The following is a 22526-nucleotide window of genomic DNA, read 5'->3' on the forward strand; positions in this document are numbered from 1 at the left end:
ATTCAAATCAAAAACACGTCCCTCGCGGGGCGTGTTTTTTTGTCAGCTGTCGGTAAAGAAAAACATCCATTGGCTGACCACCCAAAGCTCTGCAAGCAGTAGAACACCAACCAATCCCGTAACCGGCCAGCCATGTTTACGTCGCCACAGGGCGGTTGCGGCTATAACTGCGAAAAACGCACCAAGCGGGGCAAACCATAACCCACAGTGCGCGCGATCCCAGTAGCTGAACGGGCTCTCAAATACCCATCTTGTAACCGGCCAGAAATGGGCACGTCCATCGTCATGATGGAGCGGAAAATCAAGACAAAGATGTAACAAACCTGCCCCCGATAGCGCTATGGCCCAAGGCTTTCGGTACCATAAGGCAACCCCAAAAGCCGCGCCCCAGATCAAGAAGGAATTATCAATAGCGAAGATCGTCTGCCACGCATCCGAATAGTATAAATCGTTGAACACCACGTCCGGCGATAGGCCAAACACAAACAATGCGCTACCAGCCAATACATAAAGCGAAAGGTCAGGTAAAAGCGCGCCCGCAAAGGCCGCCCAGACGACCGCTTTCTGCGGCCCTCGTCCAAACGCTGCGGCACCAATCAGCAGATGTGCGGGCGTATTCATTTTTGCTCCTTTTCCTTCTGCTTATCATGCGTCAGGTTGCACCAAACAAAAAGAGGTGGCACGTGAGCCAGGCAATAATGATCCAAGGCGCGGGCAGCAATGTCGGCAAATCCATGATCGTGGCAGGCTTGGCACGCGCTTTCACACGCCGGGGTCTGGCTGTGCGGCCCTTTAAACCGCAGAATATGTCGAACAATGCCGCTGTGACGACGGATGGCGGTGAAATCGGTCGCGCCCAGGCTTTGCAGGCGCGTGCAGCAGGTGTTGCACCACATACGGATATGAACCCGGTTTTATTGAAGCCGCAAACCAATACCGGCGCTCAAATCATTGTTCAGGGTCAGGTTTTTGGTGCGCAGGATGCACGCGATTTCGGGGCCGCAAAAGATAGGCTGATGCCTTTCGTTCTGGAAAGTTTTGATCGTCTCGGACAAACATGCGATCTGGTATTAGTAGAGGGCGCAGGCAGCCCTGCGGAAACCAATCTTCGGGCGCGCGACATCGCGAATATGGGGTTCGCGCAGGCGGCTCAGGTGCCGGTTGTCCTGATGGGCGACATTGATCGCGGCGGTGTCATTGCACAACTCGTCGGCACACAGGCCGTTCTCGACAGTTCCGACAATGCACTCATAAAAGCCTTTTCTGTCAATAAATTCCGGGGCGATGTTCAACTTTTTGACAAAGGGCGGGACGACGTCATTGCACGCACCGGATGGCCCTGTGTTGGTGTCATCCCCTGGTTTGCAAACGCCCACCAGTTGCCTGCCGAAGATGTCGCGGACTTGCCTGCGCGCACCCGTTCCAAGGGACGAGGACTTAAAATCGTTGTACCGCAGTTGCCACGCATATCAAACTTTGACGACCTCGACCCACTCGCGGGCGAACCGGACGTAGAGCTTGTGATCGTACCTGGCGGCACACCCTTGCCTGCCGATGCCGATGTGGTTTTGCTGGTAGGTAGCAAGGCCACGCTCGCAGATCTTGGGGCCCTGCGTGATGAAGGCTGGGACATCGACATTGCCGCACATTTGAGGCGTGGTGGCCATGTCCTCGGTCTGTGCGGAGGTTATCAGATTTTAGGAAACACGATCGCAGACCCGGACGGATTGGAAGGGACGCCCGGCTCCGCCAAGGGCCTTGGCCATCTGAATGTAGATACTGTGCTCCAACCGCGAAAAACGTTAAGTTTGACTGAGGGTATTCACATGCCAAGCGGCGCTTTTCTCAGCGGATATGAAATCCATATGGGCCGGACGATCGGCCCGGATTGCGACCGCGCATGGTTGCAGTTGGATGATGGTGTGCAGGGCGCAGCGTCAGAAAACGGGCTGGTACAAGGGTGCTATCTCCACGGCTTGTTCAATTCAGATACGTTTCGCGCGGCTTGGTTGGCGCAGTTCGATCTGACCTCAAAAACGTCTTATGATCAGACTGTAGAGACCACCCTCGATGCATTGGCTGATCACCTTGAAAAACACATGGATCTGGATCTGCTGCTTTCTTTGGCCGCCCCGTGTCGACCTCGGCAAGCATAGGCGATCTATCCAAGGTCACGCGACGCCAAAGCACGTTGGATTTCGCGGCGCACCAGTTTTCGAAGGTTTTGTGTGATCCGCTCGCCAAGCGCGCCCTGTAGTTCGGATCGCACCATTTCTGCAACAAGATCGCGCAAAACGGTTTGGTCCACAACATGCTGGATCTCCGCGTGGCCGGAGGTGTCCGCGGGTTGCGCCGGTGACTCCTCGGCTAGCGGAGTGCCTTTGGCATCAAGTTCCACGCTGTCCTGCCACGACATCGCCTTGGGCTGGGTGCCTGAATAGGCATCCCTGCTCATGCCATCGGGCTCCCACTGATCTGCGGTGCGAGCAATTGTTGTCTCAAGGGCAGCGATTTTTGCTGTTAATTCACTAATTCCGAAAGCTTTAGGCACTTCACTTGGTGAATTGTCAGCCTGTGACGAACCTGGCGCATCCGCTTGAACAAGATGATGCCCGATGTCTTGTCTCTCATCACCCGGACCCTGTTTCGCAGCGGGCGTGATCGACTCTTTCGATCCCTGCTCGGAACTGGTGTCGATGCTCTCCCTGTCCCTCTCAGCCTTTACCGCATGCTGTGGTTCCAGGCGCAAAACGCCGTGACCCGGGACCCGCAAGTCTGAAGAGAGCACAAGCCGTTCAGATGCGCCGTCTTGCGCTTTGCTGTCATCAACCAGACGACGAACGGAAGGCAGGACACCCTTCTTATCAGATCCTGAAACAGGTTTGGACATGTGCACACCATTACTGAACAGCGCAATTCTACCGCTCAACCGGTTGTTTCACAATGGGGACGACCAACCTCAGTTCTTTTGAAGCGCGCGCAAAACCCGGTCCAGTTGCTGGCCTTGTGCGGAAGATGGGATGGGCGCGTCTTTTACCAGATCATAGTAAGCATTTGGATCATATAGCTGAACATCCAAGGATAGGTCCTTCGCAGTCAGCCGACCAGTCGATTGCAACACAGAATAGGCCGCGATGTAGAGATTGGCCTGCGCCGAGATACGTGACGTCTCTGCGTCCAAAAGCTCTTGCTCCGCGTCCAAAACATCCAAAGTTGTCCGGGCGCCTAAGGTGGCTTCTTCGCGCACACCCTCAAAGGCGATGCGTGCGGCGCGGATGCGCTCCTCACTGGCCTGAAGGCTGGCCCGTTGCGCGGAAAGTGCCGCATAGGCAGATCCCACGTTCTGTGAAATCGTTTTGCGCGTATCCAGCAAGCTGCCGCGCTGCGCGTCCCGGGACGCCATTGAAGAACGAATTCCAGATGACAGCGCGCCGCCGTTATAGATCGGACCAGTCAATTCAACGCCCACTGTGCCCGATTCCGAGTCAGCGATCGAGCCAAGGTCTTCTGATAAACTCAGGGATCCAATGGCTGAAATCGTCGGGCTCAAAGCCGCTTTTGAACGCATGATGTTGAGCTCGGCAACAGCCACCAGATGCTGTGCAGCGCGCAAATCCGGGTGGTTTTGCACTGCGAAAGCGCGCGCGTTCTCAACATTGCTGTCCAATTGGGGCAAGGAGGGTGGCGGTGCCAAATCGCCGGGCGTACGCCCGATAACGCTGCGATATTCCTCTGCCGCTTGAATGAGGTCCCCCTGCGCTGTTGCCAGACCGCTGCGAGAATCTGCGAGACTGGATTCCGCCTGTGCGACGTCTGTCCTTGTAACTTCGCCGACTTCAAAACGATCTTGGGCCGCGCGCAATTCCTGTGTCAGCAGGCGCAGGTTGTTCTGGCGCAACTCGACGAATTCTCTGAAAGCAAACACGTTTAAATAGGCTTCAACCGCGCGGATCAACACGTTTTGCTCAATACTGATCAATTGCTGTCGCGTCGCCAATACGGTCTCTTTTGCCGCTTCAGCACCAAGCGCCGTCGCGCCGTTGTCAAACAAGAGCAATGAAGCTGAAAGCCCAACCGTAGCTGTGGTGTTTTCCAGATTTGTCGTTGTGGGTAACCCGGTGGCCGTACGGGAATCGCGGTCGCCAAAATCACGCCCAATACTGGCCGTGTAGCTGATAATTGGTCTCAGGGCCGCGATCGCGGTCGCCACATCCTCGTCGGCTGCACGCAGTAAAGCGCGGTTTTGCTCCAAAAGTCCGCTGGTTTCATAAGCGCCGATTAGCGCATCCGCCAGCGTTTCTGATCTCAGATCCTGTCCGGCAAATATGGCTATCATGCCAACGGACATCGCCACACCACGATACATTCTTCGCAAACCAACCGTATTTTTCATCTCGCCCATTTCAGCGTGCCTCTTTGTGATCGTGCCCTATTGCGGGCTTTGATTATTCTTAGAATTCAAACGCTTTTTCTTTAGCAAACCCGGAGAGCACCGGGGCTCCTGCATTGAATGACATACGCCAGGATAGACGGCCACCTTGCTTGTGGCCGATCCGCACTTCGCCCAGAGCGCCTTGCATGTATAGGCAGGCTACGCGGCCCCCTTCTTTGATCTGATCCTGAAGTGTCATGGGAAGTTGCTGGATGCCACCTTGGACAATCATCACATCATATGGACCATGCTGAAGTGCGCCTTCAGCCAGATCGGCCTGATGTAGGATCACATTGTCGATACCAGCGTCCATAAGTGCTTCTTGCGCCTCAGAAAGCAAAGTTTCGTCGTTTTCCACCGCAACCACAGCAGCCGCCATATGCGCAATAACTGCCGCCGAATAGCCCATGGCGCTGCCGATATCTATAACCAAATCATCATTCGAAATATCCAGTGCATCCAGCATTTTTGCCAAAGTGCGCGGCTCAAGCAGAACCCGCCCACCGCCGAGGTCGAGGTTCCCATCCATGTAAGCTGCTTCGCGTTGGGCCGCAGGCACAAAATTCTCGCGCGGTATAGTCAGCATTGCATCAATAATTGGAAATTTCGTCACATCTGATGGCCTGACTTGCGTATCAACCATCATCGTACGGCGGGCGGCGAATTCGCTCATGTGCTCAAGCTCATCTTTTCTGTAACTCAGACTCAGATGTGCCACATTCGCGCCGCTGCGGCAACGTCCATACGTCGCATTTTGCCCAACTGTGATACTTGCAGCACCTGAAGCGATAAAATGCCAGGCGACTGGCATTGCATGACACAGATCGACTTCATTTTACCTTGCCTGATCGCCGAAACTCCAGACGCTCTACAAATCACAGTTCCTTTTGATGCGACCACTAAGGCCAGCGGGTATAGGACCTCAAAACCACTCGATTGAGGAAGACCGGCGACTGAAAGTGTTCATGTAAAGACTCGTTCCGGGCTGCAGCCCGCCTGTGCTCGGTATAAACAGCCTTTGCTATCCTGCGCCGAAAGGACAGCTGCCGATCGTTTATTGGAGGGTCAAACCCCGTTAAGAAACCTGGCACATGGGTTGATGCGCACTTAAGAGTCGTGACATCGCGATTGCGGAGATCCCGGTTAGGAAGATGACGAACTTGTATGACCCGCTCCCGTCTTCCCGGATGGAGGAGATGCCATGACGAGCCCTATCACCGGCCGCCACCCCGGACCTGAAGATGGTCAGCCCCCACAGTGTAAGCACCGAATAATACGCGAGATACAACTGAAAGTTGGTGATGGCCCTTGAGGGGTGGCATATCATGGCGTTGTTCAAGCGCCGCAATTTTCGTTTGAGAAAAGTATATGCCACATGATCACAAATACCATTACCCAACTGGGCGATCCACAGGGATTTTCGCCTGACCCATTAACTGATATTCTGCAATCTGGTGCTCAACCCCTCATCCAGTTGGCGGTGAGGCTGAACTTTCTGTTTTGCTGGAGGCGCACGCATCTGATGAAACGGACGATGGCCGCGCTCGGCTCGTTCGCAATGGCCACCTGCCTGAACGCAAGGTGATCACCGGGATTGGCGCGGTGCCGGTCAAGGTGCGCCGCGTGCGAAATAGAGGCAATGAAGCCGAGGAATTCCGGTTCACATCAACGATTCTGCCGCCCTATCTGTGCAAAGCCATATCCATCGAAGATCTGCCGCCCTGGCTTTATCTCAAAGGTATTTCCATCGGTGACTTTCACGAAGCGCTTGCCGCTCTGCTCGGCCCCAGTGCCGCGGGATTTTCCTCAAGTACGATCTCGCGACTCAAGGCCGACCGGTGGGATGAGTACGACTGCTGGCAGCGGCGCGACCTGAGCACCCGAAGGTTCGTCTATGTCTGGACTGACGGCGTCTACATTCGACTCATAATAATTGATTAAAAGCAATGTGTTCTGGTGTTGACCGGCGCGGATGACTGGGGACGCAAGGAAATCATCGGCCTTGCCGAAGGCTACCGCGCAAGTACCCAGAGTTGGCGCGAACTGCTGCTCGATCTGCAACGGCGCGGCTTCACCCATGCGCCTGATCTTGCCATTGTGCATGGTGCTTTGGGGTTTTGGAATGCGCTGCGCAAGGTCTTTGGTGCCACGAAAGAACAGCGCTGCTGGTTCCACAAAACGGGCAACGTGCTGAACACGATGCCCAAATCGGTTCAGGCCAAAGCAAAGGGCCATTTGCACGATATTTGGCAAGCAGAGACGCGCGTGGAAGTGGAGGCCGCGTTTGATTACTTCGTGGTGTCCTACGGCGTGAAATACAACGAGGCCTTGAAAAGCTGGCAAAAGACCGTGACGTCCTCTTGGCATTCTATGATTTCCTGGCCGAGCACTGGAAGCACATCCGCACGACGAACCCGATCGAAAGTACCTTCGTAACCGTTCGCCATCGAACTGGAAAAACCAAAGGGTGCCTCAGCCGCAAAACCGGCCTCGCTATGGCCTTAAAATTGATGATGTCAGCGCAAGGCAAACGGCGCAAACTCGACGGCGCAAACCGAATGCCTGAGAACATTGAAGGGATTAAATTCAAGGACGGGATCGAGTAACTTCAAAACGCCGCCTGATCACTCCGTCACCAATTTTCGGGCATAGCTCAGGATGCGCCCGCGCGTCCGACATCACCGCGATCGGTCAACGGTTCGAAATGGCCTCCTTGATCGTGTCAAACGCTATCGCCGATGGAACTTCGATCGATAGGTTTCGGTCACAAGTCATGGAATACATGGACATCTCCAGCTCGGCTGCTGGCAAGGCGCGGCAAAAGATGAGGACCACACAGGCATCGAGAAAACGGAAGTGAACAGAACAAGCATAGAACAGAAACATGATAACCTGTGTGATAACCACTTGCAGGCGGTTTAGGAAAACCGTAAAGAAACCAAGGCTTCGGCGAGTTGGCGGAGTGGTTACGCAGCGGATTGCAAATCCGTGTACAGGAGTTCGATTCTCCTACTCGCCTCCAATATTTTCATATACTTAGCGCCTTCACGGGAAATGCGGTCATCACAACGGTTATCAGGTTCGCGTTCTGGGCTTGTTCTGTTCATTTGCGCTTTGCTGCGGCCTGACGCGCCCTCATGACCTGTCTTGCCTCTCCGGCGTACTTAACAATCATGTCTTTTTGACGTGTGGCCGCTGTAGCTGGCGATTTCATCATCGGTGCAACCAGCCCAAGCCTATTCCATTACACCACGATAGCGCAGCGCATGTTGGTCATATGCCATAAGACCCAGCCGTTTGCGCTCGCGCACCATTTCCTTGGCTAGCGCGTCATAGTTCATGGGAGAGCCATCGGGCCGCGTTAAGATGTGGCGCGACGGGTGTGGTGAAAATTCCAAGTTAACCTTGGCGCGGTCCAGCGCCGTCTTGAGCGCGTTTGTGCATGGAAGAAGCAGCGGCTGGTCAGTTTTGTTCTAGCGTAGCTTGAGGTTCTCGCCATCATAGTCACCCCACTGGAAATCTACCAAATCTCCCGGCCTCTGGACACTTCCAACACCCATTTCAAAGATCAAAAGGAGCAACGCCTCACCCTTAGATCGAATCTTTTCAAGTGCCGCATCGGTCCATGGTAGATGCGGTTTTCGGCGTGACTTTGGAACCTTGAGCGGTTCGATATTTATTGCAGGGTTGTCTTTTCGCCAATGCTTGCGAATTGCCAGCTTTGACAGCATGCTTATCGCGGTCGGGATGCAGTTTGCAAAACGGACGCGGTGCCGGTTTCTGTCCATCACGTCATAGATGTCAGCCTGAGTAAGTTGGGAAACATCCCGTTTTCCGATTTTTTTTCAATCAGATACTTGAAGACCGGCTCCAGGTCCTTGCGATAGCGAGGCGAAAGATCAGCCCACTTATCTGTCTCGCGCATCGCGGGAATGAGGGCAACCCAAGACGTCTTTACCGCCGCCCGCCTGCCAGCAACGATTTCCCACTACTGACGATCAAATTCGGCCGTTCCTTCGGGGGCCGTAATCCTGCCGATGTATTTCCCGTTCTTACGCACATAGACGAAGCCTTCTTTGGGTTCATGCAGATACTTCTTTCCTCCCCAGCGACTCACCATTGTACGTCTCCCATTCCGTCAATGGCGTCACCCGAGGCGACTCGGCATAGCTCCATTGTGTCCCAGCGCTCAAATTCTCCGATTGTCTTCGGCCTCGGCAACGCACCGCCTTCAACCAACGCTCGCAATTGCGCGAGTCTTTGGTCGAAGAGTCTGGCGGCTTGCCGCTCGCCGACTAGGATGGGAAGCGGTTCACGTTTCATAAAACAACCTCCATCACGAAAGTTTCCTCAAACGGCAAGTCCAAACACCTTGCGATATACTGGCAGACCTCCGTTAAATTCAGAAAGATATTGGGCTGCGGATCTGCATCAACTGGGGTGGGTCTGCTAATCAGTGCTTTCTGACCGTCCACGCCATCTAGACAAGCATCAAAGAAAATTTCAGCATTTAAGTGCCCCCACTATCGCCCCATGGCGATACTACTAGCCAAGTGTTACCATCGCGAAACAGTTTTTCCGCATCATGTGACTGGGCTTTGCTCGACTTATGCGGCAAGCTATCTCCTAAGCCCGGCGGACACTCTTTCCTTAGATAAGCTATCCTTGCGCCGATCTTGTAGGCCCTCAATACTTCGACTCCGCAATGGATCAACCCTAACGCAGTGCAACCTTGGATAACGGCTTCCACCGACAGCATAACTTCCTTGCCACCCCCAAGACCGTCTGCGCCAGCGTGGTTTTCAATATCAACAATCTTTCCGTATTTTTTATGCCCATACCAACGCCGTCCTTTGGGACCCATAACGCCAACGGCCCGGCTTGCCGGAAAGGTTCTGTCTTCTGGTATCATAGACGTGTCCTCTACAGTCATCCACCCACCTTCAGAAAGGTGCAAGATGTATTCCTACTTCACACAACAGAATCGCTGTGTATGGGAGTTTGATTCGGAACCACTTTCGGGAAAAGATTGGGCAAAAGGCGAAAATATTCCCCGTTTTGACCGATTTGTGCTGGCCTAATTCTTTGCTAGTCGGCGGCAGCACGGAGAATGTGTCAAAAGAATTCAGAATGCGACAACCCGATGAATGCTTGAAAGGGGTCATACAGAAAATGAGCCGTCAAAGTGACGCAGATGCAATACCAGCCCAAAGCGGACATGACGGCCCCGCACCTCGGGCGAATTCTGTTGAAAAACTCTTGCTTGATCGGGTGTCCGTTCGCTGATTCAATTCCTTAATTGGTTGGAGGATTTGGCGCTGATGGGAGCGAAACGAGAAGCTAAGGCGGCGCTATTTTACGAGTTTTCGCTTGAGGATCATGTCCCGCAAGATCACCTGCTGCGCTCGATTGATCGGTTCCTCGATCTGAACGACATCCGGGAATATTTGAATGAGTTCTATAGCCATACAGGCCGTACATCGATTGATCCCAAACTTCTGATCCGCATGCTGTTGGTGGGCTATTGCTTCGGTATCAGGTCAGAATGCCGTTTGTGCGAAGAGGTGCATCTGAACCTCGCATATCGCTGGTTTTGCCGGCTTGATTTAGTCGATCCGATCCCAAACCACTCGACCCTCTCAAAGAACCGACACGGGCGTTTTCGGGAAAGCAAACTGCTATGGCATCTGTTTGAGAAGACTGTTGCGCTGTGTATCGCAGATGGCTTGGTCAGCGGCCAGCGCCTTGCAGCAGACGCCAGTTTGATTGAGGCCGATGCGAACAAACAGAACTCGACGCCAAAGGAAGATTGGGATCGCTGTGCCATTGATCCGACCGATGCGCCGCGTGCCGTGAAGGAATATCTGGATGTCTTAGATGACGCAGCTTTTGGCGCAGCATCGGAGGTTGTGCCCAAGTTCACATCCCATTCTGATCCCGCCGGTCAGTGGACAGCGGCCCGCAAAGGCCCTGCATTCTTCAGTTGTTCGACCAACTACCTGATCGACACCGATCACAGCGTAATTGTTGACGTCGAAGGTACGAAATCAATCCGACAAGCTGAAGTCGGCTCTGTGCGAACCATGCTGGATCGCATCAAGAATATGCACAATATTTATCCCGAACGATTGATCGCAGACAGTGCCTATGGATCAGGACCGATGTTGGGCTGGCTGGTGGATCGCGATATCAAACCCCACATCCCTGTGCTGGATAAAGCAGGTCGCACAGATGGCACATGGTCCCGCACAGACTTTGAATGGGACCCTGAAAACAACCACTACGCTTGCCCAGAGGGCGAGCCGTCGAAACATTTCCGACGCGACTATTCTGAGTCCAACCGTGGGCCCACCGGCAAGGGCGTCGCCAAGTATCAAGCGCTCAAACACACCTGCAAAGCCTGTCCATCGAAGATGAAGTGCTGCCCAAAAGCAGAGGCGCGCAAGATCACCCGCGAAGAACATGAAGATGCCCGACAAGTCGCTCGCGACATCGCCAAGACAAAGCAATATACGATCTCAATGCGATTTCGAAAGAAAGTCGAGATGCTCTTTGCACATCTCAAACGCATCCTAGGGTTGGGACGGCTTCGACTTCGCGGCCCATGCGGGGCAAATGACGAATTCCTGCTCGCCGCAACCGCCCAAAACCTCCGCAAACTAGTCAAGATTTTTCCCGCACCGCAGCAAACGTGCAAAGCCTGATAAAAAAGGCGCTCAAACTTTATTTGGAACGCCACGTTCTGCACTCGCAAAAAGTTGTCTTTCTACAGAATCGGGCGGATTCCGGACCTTCGCTGCAGGTGCGAACCGATCATTCTGGCATCGTGAAAGCCGACATTCAGCAAAAGCTGAAAAAGATTTTCCTCTTCGTTACCGCAAGGCATTACATGGCCACTTGCAGATCCTTTCTTGGGACGATGAAACTGCATGTTCCGGCACTTTTACGCTTGAGAACATGGCGACGAGGCCAACCTTGATCGAACCCCGGCATGCTTATGCGTTGCGCGCAGTGCCAAGTTGACTGCATGGCGCGTATCGGGAACAGTCAAGTCACTATTGGGCAGTCATCGGTATCTGAAGGAAGTCGTCAGTCATGGGCCGCATCTTCATCAGCCATCAAAACAATTCTGCCGACAATTCCCGGGCCGAGAAGATACACCGATGGATCAAGAATCAGAAGGGCATAAACGGTTTTCTCGACTTTGACATTCAGGACGGACTTCAGGTAGGTCAGCAATGGGAGGACGAGATATACGCCGCCATACGTAGTGCGCAGGTCGTTATCGCCATCGTGTCGAATGACTGGCTCAAGTCCCACTGGTGTACAAGCGAGGCGCGCATGGCGCGGCTGCTGGGCCTGAAGTTGATCCTCATTATTGCCGAAGAGTGCGAGGTTCCCTTCCGAGATACGCAATCCATCCGCCTTGAGAAGCACGGCGAGATCCGGGCCTTCGAGGAACTCAGACAGGCGCTACGCACGACCCACAAGCTACCCGATCGCCCCTATCCGGGCCTCGCCGCGTTCGACGAGAAGGACGCGGCGGTTTTTTTTGGCCGCGAAGACGAGACCCGCGACTTGGTCAACAAGGTCAACAGTCTGTTCAAGGGCCGCCCGAAAACGCCTCGCATGTTGTTGGTTCTCGGGGCATCGGGTTCCGGCAAATCTTCGCTCATGCGTGCAGGGTTCCTCCCAGAATTCAAAGCCGATCCGGAGAACCTCTGCATTGGGCCGATCATCCCAGGCGGCGACGCGCTCGACGAGATCGCAGAGGTTCTCGACGCGCCACTTGACGGCCTTGATGCCGAAGCAATGGCTGATGCGATCGCTGCATCAATGAAATGCGCAAACCAGTCCTACAAGCGTGCCGTGATCTGCATAGATCAGGCGGAGGAGTTACTGGAGGAAGAAAGGGACAGCACATTTTTCGATGTCATGCGCGCGCTGCTCGAGAAACGCAGGGGACGGGTTGTCGTGCTCGCTACAATGCGTTCGGATTTCCTGAACGAATTCCAGAAGAACCGGCTGATCGGCCCAGACGCGAAGCTTGCATACGAGACGATGGCACTCGACCCGCTGCCTGAAGATCACCTTGGCGCCATTATCCGGCAACCGGCGGAACTCTTTGGCGTGAAGTACGAAAATAAGCTCTTCGCCCGGATTTGCAAAGACCACAAGGGGCCGGACGCGCTGCCGTTGCTTGCGTTCTTTCTGGATGAATTCTGGCGCAGAGATTTCATCCGAGACGGTGTCCTGCAACTCTCGGAGTACAAGGAGTTCGGGGGTGTGGGCCAAGCTTTGGAAAAGGCCAAGGATCGAGCGATCAAGGACTGCGCACGGCTTGACGCGGCTTATGACGACCGGCAAGTGCTGCTTGATGACGTCCGTGAAGTTTTTCTGGGGCTGTTGGTCTCTATCAACGCGGCCAGCGGCGCTGCAGTGCGCAACCGTGCACCTGCGTCCGCGCTCAGTGAACGGCAAACGGCCCTTCTGATGGCATTCGCAAACCAGCGCCTGCTGATCCTGAAGAACGACATGTGGGAGGTCGTGCACGAGGCGCTGTTGCGGCAATGGACCGAGCTTGAAAAATGGGTTGCCGAAGCGCGCGATGACCTCGTCGCCATCGCCCGCATCGAGGCGGCCGCGGCCAACTGGACCGAGGCAAACGAAAATGAATCTGACGTAACACATGGCGGCGACCGTCTGGATACTGCTGTCCGGTTACTGGCCAGCCCCCGCTATGCCGACCGCTTCGACGGGTGTGCTAAGGCATACATCGAGGCGTGTCAGGCCAAGGAAACCGAACGGTACGAACAGGAGAAGAAACACCTTGAAGAGTTAGAACAGCAAAAGGCCGGGGCCGAGGCAGAAGCCCGGCGGGCACTGCGCAGCCAAAGACTGAGCCTTGCGGCGCTGTCCTCTACCGCGCTGAAGTCCGGGCGGCCCGATGAAGCGGCCTATCTCGCGCTGGCCGCGTGGCCTCGGAAAGGCTCCGACTTCGATGACCTCAGTGAGTACGGGACGGTTGTCCTCAATGCGCTTGCCGCGGCGTTGCCGGCGCTTCGCGAAATAAGACGATTCCCGCTCGGGGCAGTGGGAGACGGATCATGGTTTTACAGAGATCTGGCGGTGTCGTCCGACGGGATCCATATCGCGCTAAAGGATGACAACAATCAATTCTGTGTTTGTCGCCTGCACAATGACGGGAGCATATCCCGACATGAACTGAAGATTCAGCCGAAAAGTGAACGCTTCAATCGGCTCACGCTCGGGGGGTACTCCTTTTCGCCTGATACCCGCACCTTCGTGGTGAGATACAGGTGGTACGACGAGGACGGATCGTCGGAGGAAGGATGGCCCGAGTATGAAAAGGTACTGGACCTCGATGAAATCTTTGGACCGTCCGGGAGAGGCTTCGCGGGCGATGGTCCTGGTCCTTTACCGGAGCGCAAATTTTTTCTGAGATACGCCTTCGAAACCTCCGGTTGGGAGTTGGCCGACCGGGAGACCGGAGAATTGATCAAGCCCGTTCCTACACTTGGTCAGATCCTCCTAAATGAATTTCATCGCGGTGACGCGCATATCACTTATGTCGATGATGAAAACCGTATCTGGCTATGGGCTCTGGCCGAAGACGAACCTAGAGAGATTCTGAAGAGTATTCCTAAAAAGTGGGAGTTCACCCTATTTGAGGATCGCCTTGAAACGGCTGAGGCACAGATCGTTCTTTCCCCGGACGGGGCCTTCGTGGCCATTTGGGTACAACACAAGGTCCAGGTTTTTGAGTGTGTTTCCGAGCGGGAGTTGGTTTCCATTGATCGAGCACATACAACTTCACAAAATTGGGAGCCAGACTATATCATTGGCTCTTTTTCGCCATGCGGGTCTCTCTTTGCGAGCCTTTCCTTTCCGATACGCGATACGGAAGAGGTGCAGGTCCGCCTGTGGGATCTTCGGCGCGGATCCAATATAGCCATTGTTCCCAAAGCGCCTGATTTTTCACGCAAAGAACAGCCACTTAAGCCTAGGCGGGCGACAGATCGATCAGTTCGCGACATCCGATGTTCGACGGATGGTAAGAGCCTTGCCGCCGTCGTGCCGACCGAAAAAGGGGTCGATGTCGTCAGGTGGAACCTTGAGGATGGTCGTCGTACCGCGTCCCTTGAGCTGTCAGTCAATACTAAGGGTGAGCCGCCCGACGTCGTTTTGTCCCCGGATTGTACGCTGGCCGTGGTGGCGGCAATAACAAAGCCTTATACAAACGAATCCGATGGCTCTGAATCGTTCCTGCCAGAGAACAATCGCGTGATCGAAATCGCTTCGGGCAACGAAATCTCGGTCATGGAGACGGTCAGGTATAACGTGCGCTTTATTGGTGAAGGGCCCCTGTACACGGATCGGTCATCTTTGTCCGTCTCGCTTCATGACATTCGGTCGGGCCAGGATCTCATAACGCTCTATCCATGTCTTGACGGGGAATGGCAGTACCCAAATTTCGAACTGACAGGGTTGGTCGGCGCGGCAGCCTTTTCGCCGGATGGATCTTCGTTGGTGACGTACGAACAAGGGGTCAGTTTAGTCGTCGACGACGACGGCGACGGCGACCGGTGTGTTCTCAATCCCTTCGGTCCACAGGTCCGGTTTTGGACCATACGCGATGGGCATGCGCGCCTTTGGTCTGAATGGCAAAATATCGATAAAGACCTTTTCATGTCGAAGCCGTACCCCACCGGAGTGGGGGGGGAAGAGCTCGAGAGTGAAGCGCTTGCCATCGGTCGCCTGCTCTTTTCCCCGCGAGGAGAAATGGTTGCGCTCATTGGGGGGCGCGATCATGCAGAAATCAGCTTTCATGATCCGGCCAGCGGCGAACGCTTCGGGAAGCTACGTTTTGCGGACGAAGCAGTTGATGGTTTTGATGAAATCGCGTTTACACCGGACGGTTCAAGGCTTGCGGTTCCCACTCGATCCACAGCAGAAGTTGCACAGTATGGCACAGGCGTTTCGCTTTACGACGTCGGGACGGGGCAGCGGGTTGCGTACCTGCCTTGCCCGGGTGGTTTCAGTCGCATGACGATTGCACCCGATGGCAATCATATCTTCGTGGGACAGGGCGACGGCTCGATTCTGGGGTGGAACGTGGCGTATGGAACCGGCACGCTGTTCGATATCGTCTACCGGGTTATGCCTGTCCTGACGTCACCCGCTATAGCCAGCGAGTTCGGCATGGCGCTGGAAGACCAAGTGCATTCAAGTAAAGAACCGCTGCCCAATGATGTGCCCGTGCCTCGGGTCAAGGCAGAGGAAGCGCGTGACCTGGCCCTTGGATATCGAATTCCTGCATTCGCAAAAAATCCAGCCATCAATCACCGCGAGCCTCAGGTGCCTGACAATCGGGGCGATCTGTTAGGCGCTCCTCCAACCTCGGACGACCTTCCGCCGCCATCCGACAATCCTCTACCTCTTCCTGCGAATTTGCCCTCTGAGGATCTTCTGCCGCCACTGCCACCGCCTCCCATAGCTCCTGCACCGTCTTGGCTTGAGGATTCTGATCCGTTCGGGGTCGACACGCCGCCGATGCCATCCAATGCTTCACTGCCACCCCCCGCGCCCCCAGGTTTCGATGACGATAAAGATCCCTTTGCGTCATCTCCTCTACCTCTAAAGCGTCCTGACAAGGAACCAGAATGACCGACCTTCCATCGAAAATCACAGATGACCCGCGCTACCGCCGCGTTCATGACGAGCGCGAGCGGCACGCGGCCGAAGCCCGTGCCGCGCGGGCGCTCTATTTCCAGATGACACGTGTTTTCGTTGTGGCGTCGGCACTGGCGGCGATCGCGGGTGGTCTGGTGCTCTATGGCACCAACACCGCGCCGGACGAGAGCGACTCGATCCTCGTCCATTGGCTGGCCGGTGGCGCGTTGCGGACAGGTTTGATCATCGTGCAGGCCTTTGGCCTCGCAGCGGCGGCGGCCAGCGGCTATGTTCTCGGGAAACGAGAACCTGGAAAACGCTGGGTGGCCGCGCGCCTGAGGGCAGAAGATGGCCGGTTGACGCTTGCGGCGCGGGCGCTGTCGATCGGGCATGAAAACGGCAAGGACGCCTTCCGCGAGGCCGCCGAGTGGTTCGTCGGATTTCTAGAAGTCCAGCTTGGGCATCTCGACAAGAGCGCGCGGCGCAAAGACAGCGCGGCTTTTCAAGGGATCATCGTTGCCGCCCTGCTGGCAGCCCTAGCAGCCCTCGCAACGGCCCTGACGGGGTTCGATTCGAAGACGCTGATTGTCGCGCTGGCCATCTTCGGCGTGAGCATTCCTGCGCTGGCCGCCGCGGTCGAGAAATGGGGGGAGGCGACAGCCGACGGCAAACGCGCAGAGTTGCACCACGCAAGCTGGTCGGCGCTCAACGCGCTGCGTGACGATTTGCCTGGGTTTCAAGCGGCCGTCGATGCCAACGATCTCGAAACGGCCACGGCATTCGCGGATCGCGTTTTCCAGGTCCTGCGCGACGACCACGCTGGCTTTGCCTCCGTACATGGTGCTAAATCAACGCGCGATCCGTCTGCGGACTGATGTCGTCTCGGTCAGGTGCGTCGGTGGATCAGAATGAGAATCGCAGACTGATGCGTCGGTCTGGGGGTGGCGCCTCCCTGGCTTCAAAGATATTTACTTTCGGCTTTCCTACTTTGTAGATCTCCGGATAATTGCGCTCAATCAATTGATCAATGTCTCCTTCGAAGAGCCAAAGCGCAGCATCGGGCGGGACGGCCGAGTGGCCGGTTTGAGCCCTTAATGACTGATGCTGCGTTTTGCACGAATGTCTGCTTTAATATATCACAACAAAAGACTAGCGAGGCCTCATGACCAAGTCGCAAACTTCACCACTCGCCCAACCGCTGACACTGCCATGCGGCGCTACGCTAAAGAACCGGATCGCCAAGTCAGCGATGTCGGACTCGCTTGGCGACGGCGCTGGCAACCCTACGCCCGAACAAATCAGGCTTTATGAAAGATGGGCCGAGGGCGGTCTGGCGTTGTCCATAATTGGAGAGGTTCAAGGCACACCCCACTTTGCAGAGAAACCCGGCAACCTGATTTTAAATGACCAATCAGACAGCGACGTGCTTGAGCGCCTAGCAAAAGCAGGTGCAACCGACAACGCGCAGCTATGGCTCCAACTTGGACATGCGGGCGCAATGGCGGATGCACCAATCAGCAAACCAAAAGGACCGAGCGCGCTAGACTTACCCGGGCTGACTTGCGGCGCGTTAACTCTGGAAGAGATTCACGCGCTACCGGCCGAATTTGCGCATACTGCCAGCCTTGCAAAGGGACTTGGATTCGGTGGAGTGCAGGTACACGCGGCGCATGGATTTCTGCTCAGTCAGTTTCTGTCACCTTTGTTCAACAAACGAGAAGATGCCTATGGTGGTTCGCTCCAAAACCGAATGCGGCTGTTGCTCGAAGTAATTGATGAAGTGCGAAAAACTGTCGGCCCTGAATATCCGGTCGGCATCAAATTAAACGCAACGGATCAGCTCGCGGGCGGTTTTGCTGAGGATGAGGCCTTTGAGGTCGTCGCCGCTGTAGACCAAATGGCAATTGACCTTATCGACATCAGCGGCGGCACGTATTTCCCCGGTGCGGTATCCTCGTCTGATCGAGCAGGCTCTGGCCCTTACTTTTTGGAATTCGCAGGCAGCGCCCGCGAAAAAACAACGATACCTTTGATGGTCACTGGTGGGTTCAAGACACGCGCTCAGGCCGAAAAAGCTATTGCCGAAGGCAAGGCAGATCTCATCGGGTTGGCTCGTGCGCTGGTGGTCGATCCGGAACTTCCATCATTTTGGCTGTTTGGTCAGCGCAGCGAGCCGCAGTTCCCACGTTTCAAGAACCCACCAGAAGGCGGTGTGACCGCGTGGTACTCGATGCAGATCACTCAGAATGCAAAATGGGGTGCTACGCTTTCGCCTGATGATTTAGCAGGCGTGATCGAGACCTACGAGAGCCGAGACGAAATGAGGCGGCGTATATGGAATTCAAAGTATAGCTGACCTTCGTGCAGCCGCGGCGAAGTCCGGCTTTGTCCCGCGAACTGTGAGTTCGACCACCTCTTTATTTTGCGCCCGAAGCGAAAGTCCGGTATGGTGAAGCTGCACCGCAGCACTTGACTACTTTGGTAATGGCCGGTTTGGGCCGCCCGTGGTGCAGCGAAAGTCGGTGCTTCCCGAACCAGCCTTTCGTGACCAGCGCGGCGAAGGAGTCGGGAGAGACTAAGCCGGTCACTGGGATTTCATTCTGCGCGCGCTCGGAAATTTGGAAATGCTGTGTGAGCGAAAACTGCTATGCCGTTGCGCGGCGAAAGAAACAGCCACTAGTGCACCGCATCTGACGTCCAGTTGGAAGCTATGTCATGGCATGAGTTTTCCTTGCGTCTCGCATGAATTTCCCGCCTATGTTTAGTCCCCGCCGCGTTCAACGGCCAGAAAAGCAGCCATAGCTCTCGTAAATGGATTGACGTTCGCGAGAATCTACAGAATGGTTGCAATGCAAAAATCGCGTCTCACATAACGGAACGCGGATGCAACAATTGGGAGAGTACACATCATGAAGAAATCATTCACAGGTTTGATGGCGGGTGCCGTCATGGCCTTGTCGGTCCAAGCCGCAATCGCAGACGGCCACGGCGAAATCACCGTGGCATATTTCCTTGAGTGGCCCATGCCAATGATGGCCGCCAAAGCTTCCGGCGCTTATGACGAAGCGCTCGGCAAGAAAGTGAATTGGGTTTCCTTCGAGACAGGGACAGCAATGTCTGCGGCGATGGCGTCCGGAGACGTTCAGATCGCCTTGTCTCAGGGCCTGCCGCCCTTCGTGGTTGCCGTTTCCGGTGGCCAAGACCTGCAGCTTGTCGATGTTGCAGTAAGCTACGCAGAAAACCAAGGCTGTGCGGTGCACTCCGATCTGGAGATCACGCTGGAGACAGCCAGCGAGTTGGCGGGTAAGAAAGTGGCTGTGCCGCTGGGCACTGCTGCGCACTATAGCTTTATTCGCCAGATGGACCATTTCGGTGTGCCTCTGGACAGCTTGCAGATTGTTGACATGGCTCCTCCGGAAGGCGCTTCGGCTTTGAGCCAGAAAGCAGTTGATTTTGCCTGTGGTTACGGCGGTGGCTGGGCGCGTATGCAGGAGTACGGTGACGTTCTGCTGGACGGCGACGCCAAGCAAGAGATCGGCATTCTGGTGTTTGACGTGACGTCTGTGCCTTCGGCCTATGCGGCTGAGAACGGTGAAGAGTTGGCGAAGTTCCTCAAAGTCACTGCGGACGCCAATGCCGAGTGGGCTGCAAACCCATCCGATGAGATGCTAGCTGTGATTGCAAAGGAAGCGGGCATGGACCTTGACGCGGCTAAATCTGCGATTGCCACGATGAAGTTCCCAAGCATTGATGACCAGCTGTCTGAAGCATGGCTCGGCGGCAATGCAGCCAGCTTTATGAAAGGCGTTGGCGACGTGTTCGTAAACGCGGGTTCCATCGATTCAGCACTCGACAGCTACGAGGGTGCCGTGAACACCGGGCCGCTTGGTGCTGCCAAGGGCATGTAATCAAGAACGGGCGCATCCCTTCGCTAAGGTATGCGCCCGCATCGATGCAAATTCTGTTAACCTTTGAGTACCGCAGAAGACTAAGTTCTTTGTGCGAAAGGTTATATCAGGTTTGATCTCCCTGAAATTTTTTGCGAGGTTTCAGATCAAACTGGCCGCGCTTTTTGCGCGTCCTTTTTTCAGCGCATGTTGTCATAAAAATCCTCGATGCACCTTCGACATTGTAGGACATGTCTCAAGACGTTAACCTGTTTCACACAAACGGATCGTGCTTTCGGAGGCGTTGAGTATGTCGCGTGAGGTTCAAAGCTCAATCATTCAGAAAAGCGTCGCCGTCATCGACCTCCTAGCCAATCAAAAAAGCGGGTTGTCCCAGACAGAAATTGCCCAGACCACTGGCTTTAACAAAAGCTCGACACACCGCATCCTTACTATCTTGATCGGCCAGGAACTGGTCGAGTTTGACGAACGCGACCGGACTTATTCAACCGGACCATTGCTCATAAGCTGGGCGCGTGCAGCTTGGGAAAAGATGGACCTGAGCTTGGTCAAAGATCAGGATCTGCGCGATCTTGCTGAACAGACCGGAATGAATGTCGCGCTTGCCGTCCGAGTTGAGCATACCGTGACGTTCACGCGCGCAAACGTAGCGCACCCTTATCGATTGGCAGTCAAAGAGGGTGGTCAATCAGAGTTGCACAACACCGCCGTCGGCAAGGTGTTTCTTGCGCACATGACGGACCATGAGCGGGACGCTTATTTCGCAGTGGCTGAGCTGGAAAAGTTCACCGAGACGACGCTTACCACCAGACAAGAAATTGAGGCGATCCTTTCTAATATCAGGGCCACCGGATTTGCGGTGTCTGATCGCGAAGAGTTTTATCAAGTCGTCGGGATCGCGGCACCTGTATTGGATCACGATGGTCGTATCCTCGGCGCGATAAGCCTGTGGATACCGTTGCGCGTTGCGTCTCTGAAAGCGCTTCTTGCTTGCGCGCCTGCTTTGCTGACGAAGACCAAGGAAATATCAGCGCGCTTCGGCCAACTGAGCTGAGGCGAAAGAGCTGGCTATTCAAGGTTGTCCATCTGAGAGTTGTGTATTGTAAAATTATAGTCTTGCATTACAATATTTGCAGAGCGTGATCACGCCGAGTCGATATTGCAAGGAACTGCACGTGATACCTGAAGGCATCCACTGGCACCGCACCGCACCGCCGCCCCCTGACTGCGAAGCGTTAGAGAGCGAAAAGACAGCCGATGTTGTGATCGTCGGCGCGGGGCTGACCGGTTTGCGGACGGCGATTACGCTTGCAGAGAGCGGCGTGGATACCGCTGTTCTGGATGCCGAAAAGATTGGTTTCGGGTCGTCGGGGCGTTCAGGAGGTCAGTGTAATCCGATCTGGCGCGCAACACCGGACGACTTGCGCCGCAAATTTGGTGACACTCAGGCGGAACGGTTGATCAAGACGACTTTGTCCTCAGCCGACGCCCTCTTTGATGATATTAGACGGTACAAAATAGACTGTGGAGCAGAGCAGAATGGCTGGATACAGGCCGCGCACACACGCAAACAAGCGGATGATCTGCGACAGCTTCAGGCAGCATGGGCTGATGTAGGAGCCGACATTGACGTTTTGTCGCAACCCGAAACACACGCGGCTGTTGGCTCAGACACATACGGTTTTGCATTGCGCCACGCCAAGGGTGGCTTTGTTCAACCCATGGCGTTGACACGCGGCTATGCCAAGACTGCACAGGCCGCAGGCGCGCGGCTTTTTGAACAGGCACCAGCGCAAAGGATCACAAAGGACGGCACCAAATGGCGGATCGCGACGCCGACCGGCAGCATCACTGCAGATACCGTGGTCCTGACAACCAATGCCTATACCGATGACCTTTGGCCCGGGCTGCGCCAGACGATGTTGCCGCTCTACTCCATCTCATTGGCCACAGCACCTCTGACGCCAGAGCAGCAAGCGACCGTTCTGCCGGGGCGCAAGACCATCTCGGACACACGACTAGCGATCTTTTATGCGCGCTACGATGCAGATAACCGGCTGATCTTTGGCTGTGTCGGCAGCAACGACAGCGCCCGTACATTGGGCGGTGTGGGGCGGTTGCTGAACGGGTTGCATACCGTCTTTCCGCAGTTGAAGGGCATCAAGATCGAGACCACATGGGCGGGCCGCATCGGCGTAACGCAGGATATGATGCCAAAGATGCACGAACCGGCCCCCGGCGTGCTGGCCGGTCTGGGGTTTAGCGGGCGCGGGATCGCGATGACATCTGTGATGGGCCGTAGTCTCGCGCGCAAAGTGCTGGGTGGTCACAACGATGATCTGCCGTTCCCAATATCGTCAATTTCACCCATCCCGTTCCACAGTTTGTCCAGCCGTATGGTGCCGCTTATGGCCCCGTCGATGTCAATGAAAGACCACGCCAGCGTGATCTGGGATCGGATCACGCCTGCTGCCTCAAAAAAAGAGACCTGA

At 55.2% G+C, this 22526-nt stretch carries 16 protein-coding genes, 1 tRNA gene and 1 pseudogene; 10 read left to right on the plus strand and 8 right to left on the minus strand.

The genetic code is table 11. The features are described 5' to 3' along the window. Positions 1–42: 42 nt before the first annotated feature. Positions 43–621, minus strand: coding sequence for a cobalamin biosynthesis protein CobQ (locus tag R8G34_06340; GenBank protein ID MDW3222498.1), 579 nt, complete (start codon positions 619–621; stop codon positions 43–45). Positions 622–683: 62 nt separating this feature from the next. Between R8G34_06340 and R8G34_06345 the strand changes: the two genes are divergently transcribed. Beyond that, positions 684–2156 carry a cobyric acid synthase gene (locus tag R8G34_06345; protein ID MDW3222499.1) on the plus strand — a complete coding sequence of 491 codons (1473 nt, stop codon included), beginning with the start codon at positions 684–686 and terminating at the stop codon, positions 2154–2156. A gap of 5 nt (positions 2157–2161) precedes the next feature. Here the strand turns inward: R8G34_06345 and R8G34_06350 are convergent, their stop codons facing one another. The 3 genes from R8G34_06350 to R8G34_06360 all read right to left on the minus strand — a co-directional run bounded on the left by R8G34_06350 (position 2162) and on the right by R8G34_06360 (position 5105). Next, positions 2162–2890 carry a hypothetical protein gene (locus R8G34_06350; protein MDW3222500.1) on the minus strand — a complete coding sequence of 243 codons (729 nt, stop codon included), beginning with the start codon at positions 2888–2890 and terminating at the stop codon, positions 2162–2164. Positions 2891–2959: 69 nt separating this feature from the next. Next, entirely contained in the window at positions 2960–4402 is a 1443-nt protein-coding gene (locus tag R8G34_06355) for a TolC family outer membrane protein (GenBank protein ID MDW3222501.1), read from the minus strand. 49 nt (positions 4403–4451) lie between these two features. Next, on the minus strand, positions 4452–5105 hold the full coding sequence (locus R8G34_06360; protein ID MDW3222502.1) for a methyltransferase domain-containing protein: 654 nt from the start codon (positions 5103–5105) through the stop codon (positions 4452–4454). A 702-nt stretch (positions 5106–5807) separates the two neighbouring features. Here R8G34_06360 and R8G34_06365 point away from each other — a divergent pair. After that, positions 5808–7038: pseudogene (locus R8G34_06365) on the plus strand (IS256 family transposase). 342 nt (positions 7039–7380) lie between these two features. Further along, a tRNA-Cys gene (locus R8G34_06370) sits at positions 7381–7454 on the plus strand. A 451-nt stretch (positions 7455–7905) separates the two neighbouring features. On the opposite strand, the gene R8G34_06375 is transcribed toward R8G34_06370, so the two are convergent. The 4 genes from R8G34_06375 to R8G34_06390 form a co-directional block, all read right to left on the minus strand. Further along, positions 7906–8163 carry a hypothetical protein gene (locus tag R8G34_06375; protein ID MDW3222503.1) on the minus strand — a complete coding sequence of 86 codons (258 nt, stop codon included), beginning with the start codon at positions 8161–8163 and terminating at the stop codon, positions 7906–7908. A gap of 257 nt (positions 8164–8420) precedes the next feature. Beyond that, a complete protein-coding gene (locus R8G34_06380; protein MDW3222504.1) occupies positions 8421–8552 on the minus strand; it encodes a hypothetical protein in 132 nt (43 codons plus the stop codon). Next, positions 8546–8755 carry a hypothetical protein gene (locus R8G34_06385; protein ID MDW3222505.1) on the minus strand — a complete coding sequence of 70 codons (210 nt, stop codon included), beginning with the start codon at positions 8753–8755 and terminating at the stop codon, positions 8546–8548. The genes R8G34_06380 and R8G34_06385 overlap by 7 nt, the downstream gene beginning before the upstream one ends. Positions 8756–8942: 187 nt before the next feature. After that, the gene (locus R8G34_06390; protein ID MDW3222506.1) at positions 8943–9344 is read right to left on the minus strand and encodes a hypothetical protein; all 402 of its coding nucleotides are present in this window, start codon (positions 9342–9344) and stop codon (positions 8943–8945) included. A gap of 406 nt (positions 9345–9750) precedes the next feature. On the opposite strand from R8G34_06390, the gene R8G34_06395 reads away from it, so the two are divergent. The 7 genes from R8G34_06395 to R8G34_06425 all read left to right on the plus strand — a co-directional run bounded on the left by R8G34_06395 (position 9751) and on the right by R8G34_06425 (position 22526). Next, positions 9751–11136: an IS1182 family transposase gene (locus R8G34_06395; GenBank protein MDW3222507.1), complete on the plus strand. Its 1386-nt coding sequence runs from the start codon at positions 9751–9753 to the stop codon at positions 11134–11136. A 391-nt stretch (positions 11137–11527) separates the two neighbouring features. Next, positions 11528–16120: a TIR domain-containing protein gene (locus R8G34_06400; protein ID MDW3222508.1), complete on the plus strand. Its 4593-nt coding sequence runs from the start codon at positions 11528–11530 to the stop codon at positions 16118–16120. After that, complete coding sequence (locus tag R8G34_06405; protein MDW3222509.1) at positions 16117–17001, plus strand: hypothetical protein; 885 nt, start codon at positions 16117–16119, stop codon at positions 16999–17001. The genes R8G34_06400 and R8G34_06405 overlap by 4 nt, the downstream gene beginning before the upstream one ends. A 287-nt stretch (positions 17002–17288) precedes the next feature. Next, positions 17289–18482, plus strand: a complete 1194-nt coding sequence (locus tag R8G34_06410; GenBank protein ID MDW3222510.1) for an NADH:flavin oxidoreductase/NADH oxidase family protein — start codon at positions 17289–17291, stop codon at positions 18480–18482. A gap of 553 nt (positions 18483–19035) precedes the next feature. Beyond that, the gene (locus tag R8G34_06415) at positions 19036–20034 is read left to right on the plus strand and encodes an ABC transporter substrate-binding protein (GenBank protein ID MDW3222511.1); all 999 of its coding nucleotides are present in this window, start codon (positions 19036–19038) and stop codon (positions 20032–20034) included. A gap of 289 nt (positions 20035–20323) precedes the next feature. Next, the gene (locus R8G34_06420; protein ID MDW3222512.1) at positions 20324–21088 is read left to right on the plus strand and encodes an IclR family transcriptional regulator; all 765 of its coding nucleotides are present in this window, start codon (positions 20324–20326) and stop codon (positions 21086–21088) included. 121 nt (positions 21089–21209) lie between these two features. Further along, positions 21210–22526 (plus strand): FAD-binding oxidoreductase, encoded by a 1317-nt coding sequence (locus tag R8G34_06425; protein ID MDW3222513.1) that lies wholly within the window; start codon positions 21210–21212, stop codon positions 22524–22526.

The sequence above is a fragment of the Paracoccaceae bacterium genome (genome assembly GCA_033344815.1).
Classification (GTDB): domain Bacteria; phylum Pseudomonadota; class Alphaproteobacteria; order Rhodobacterales; family Rhodobacteraceae; genus Roseobacter.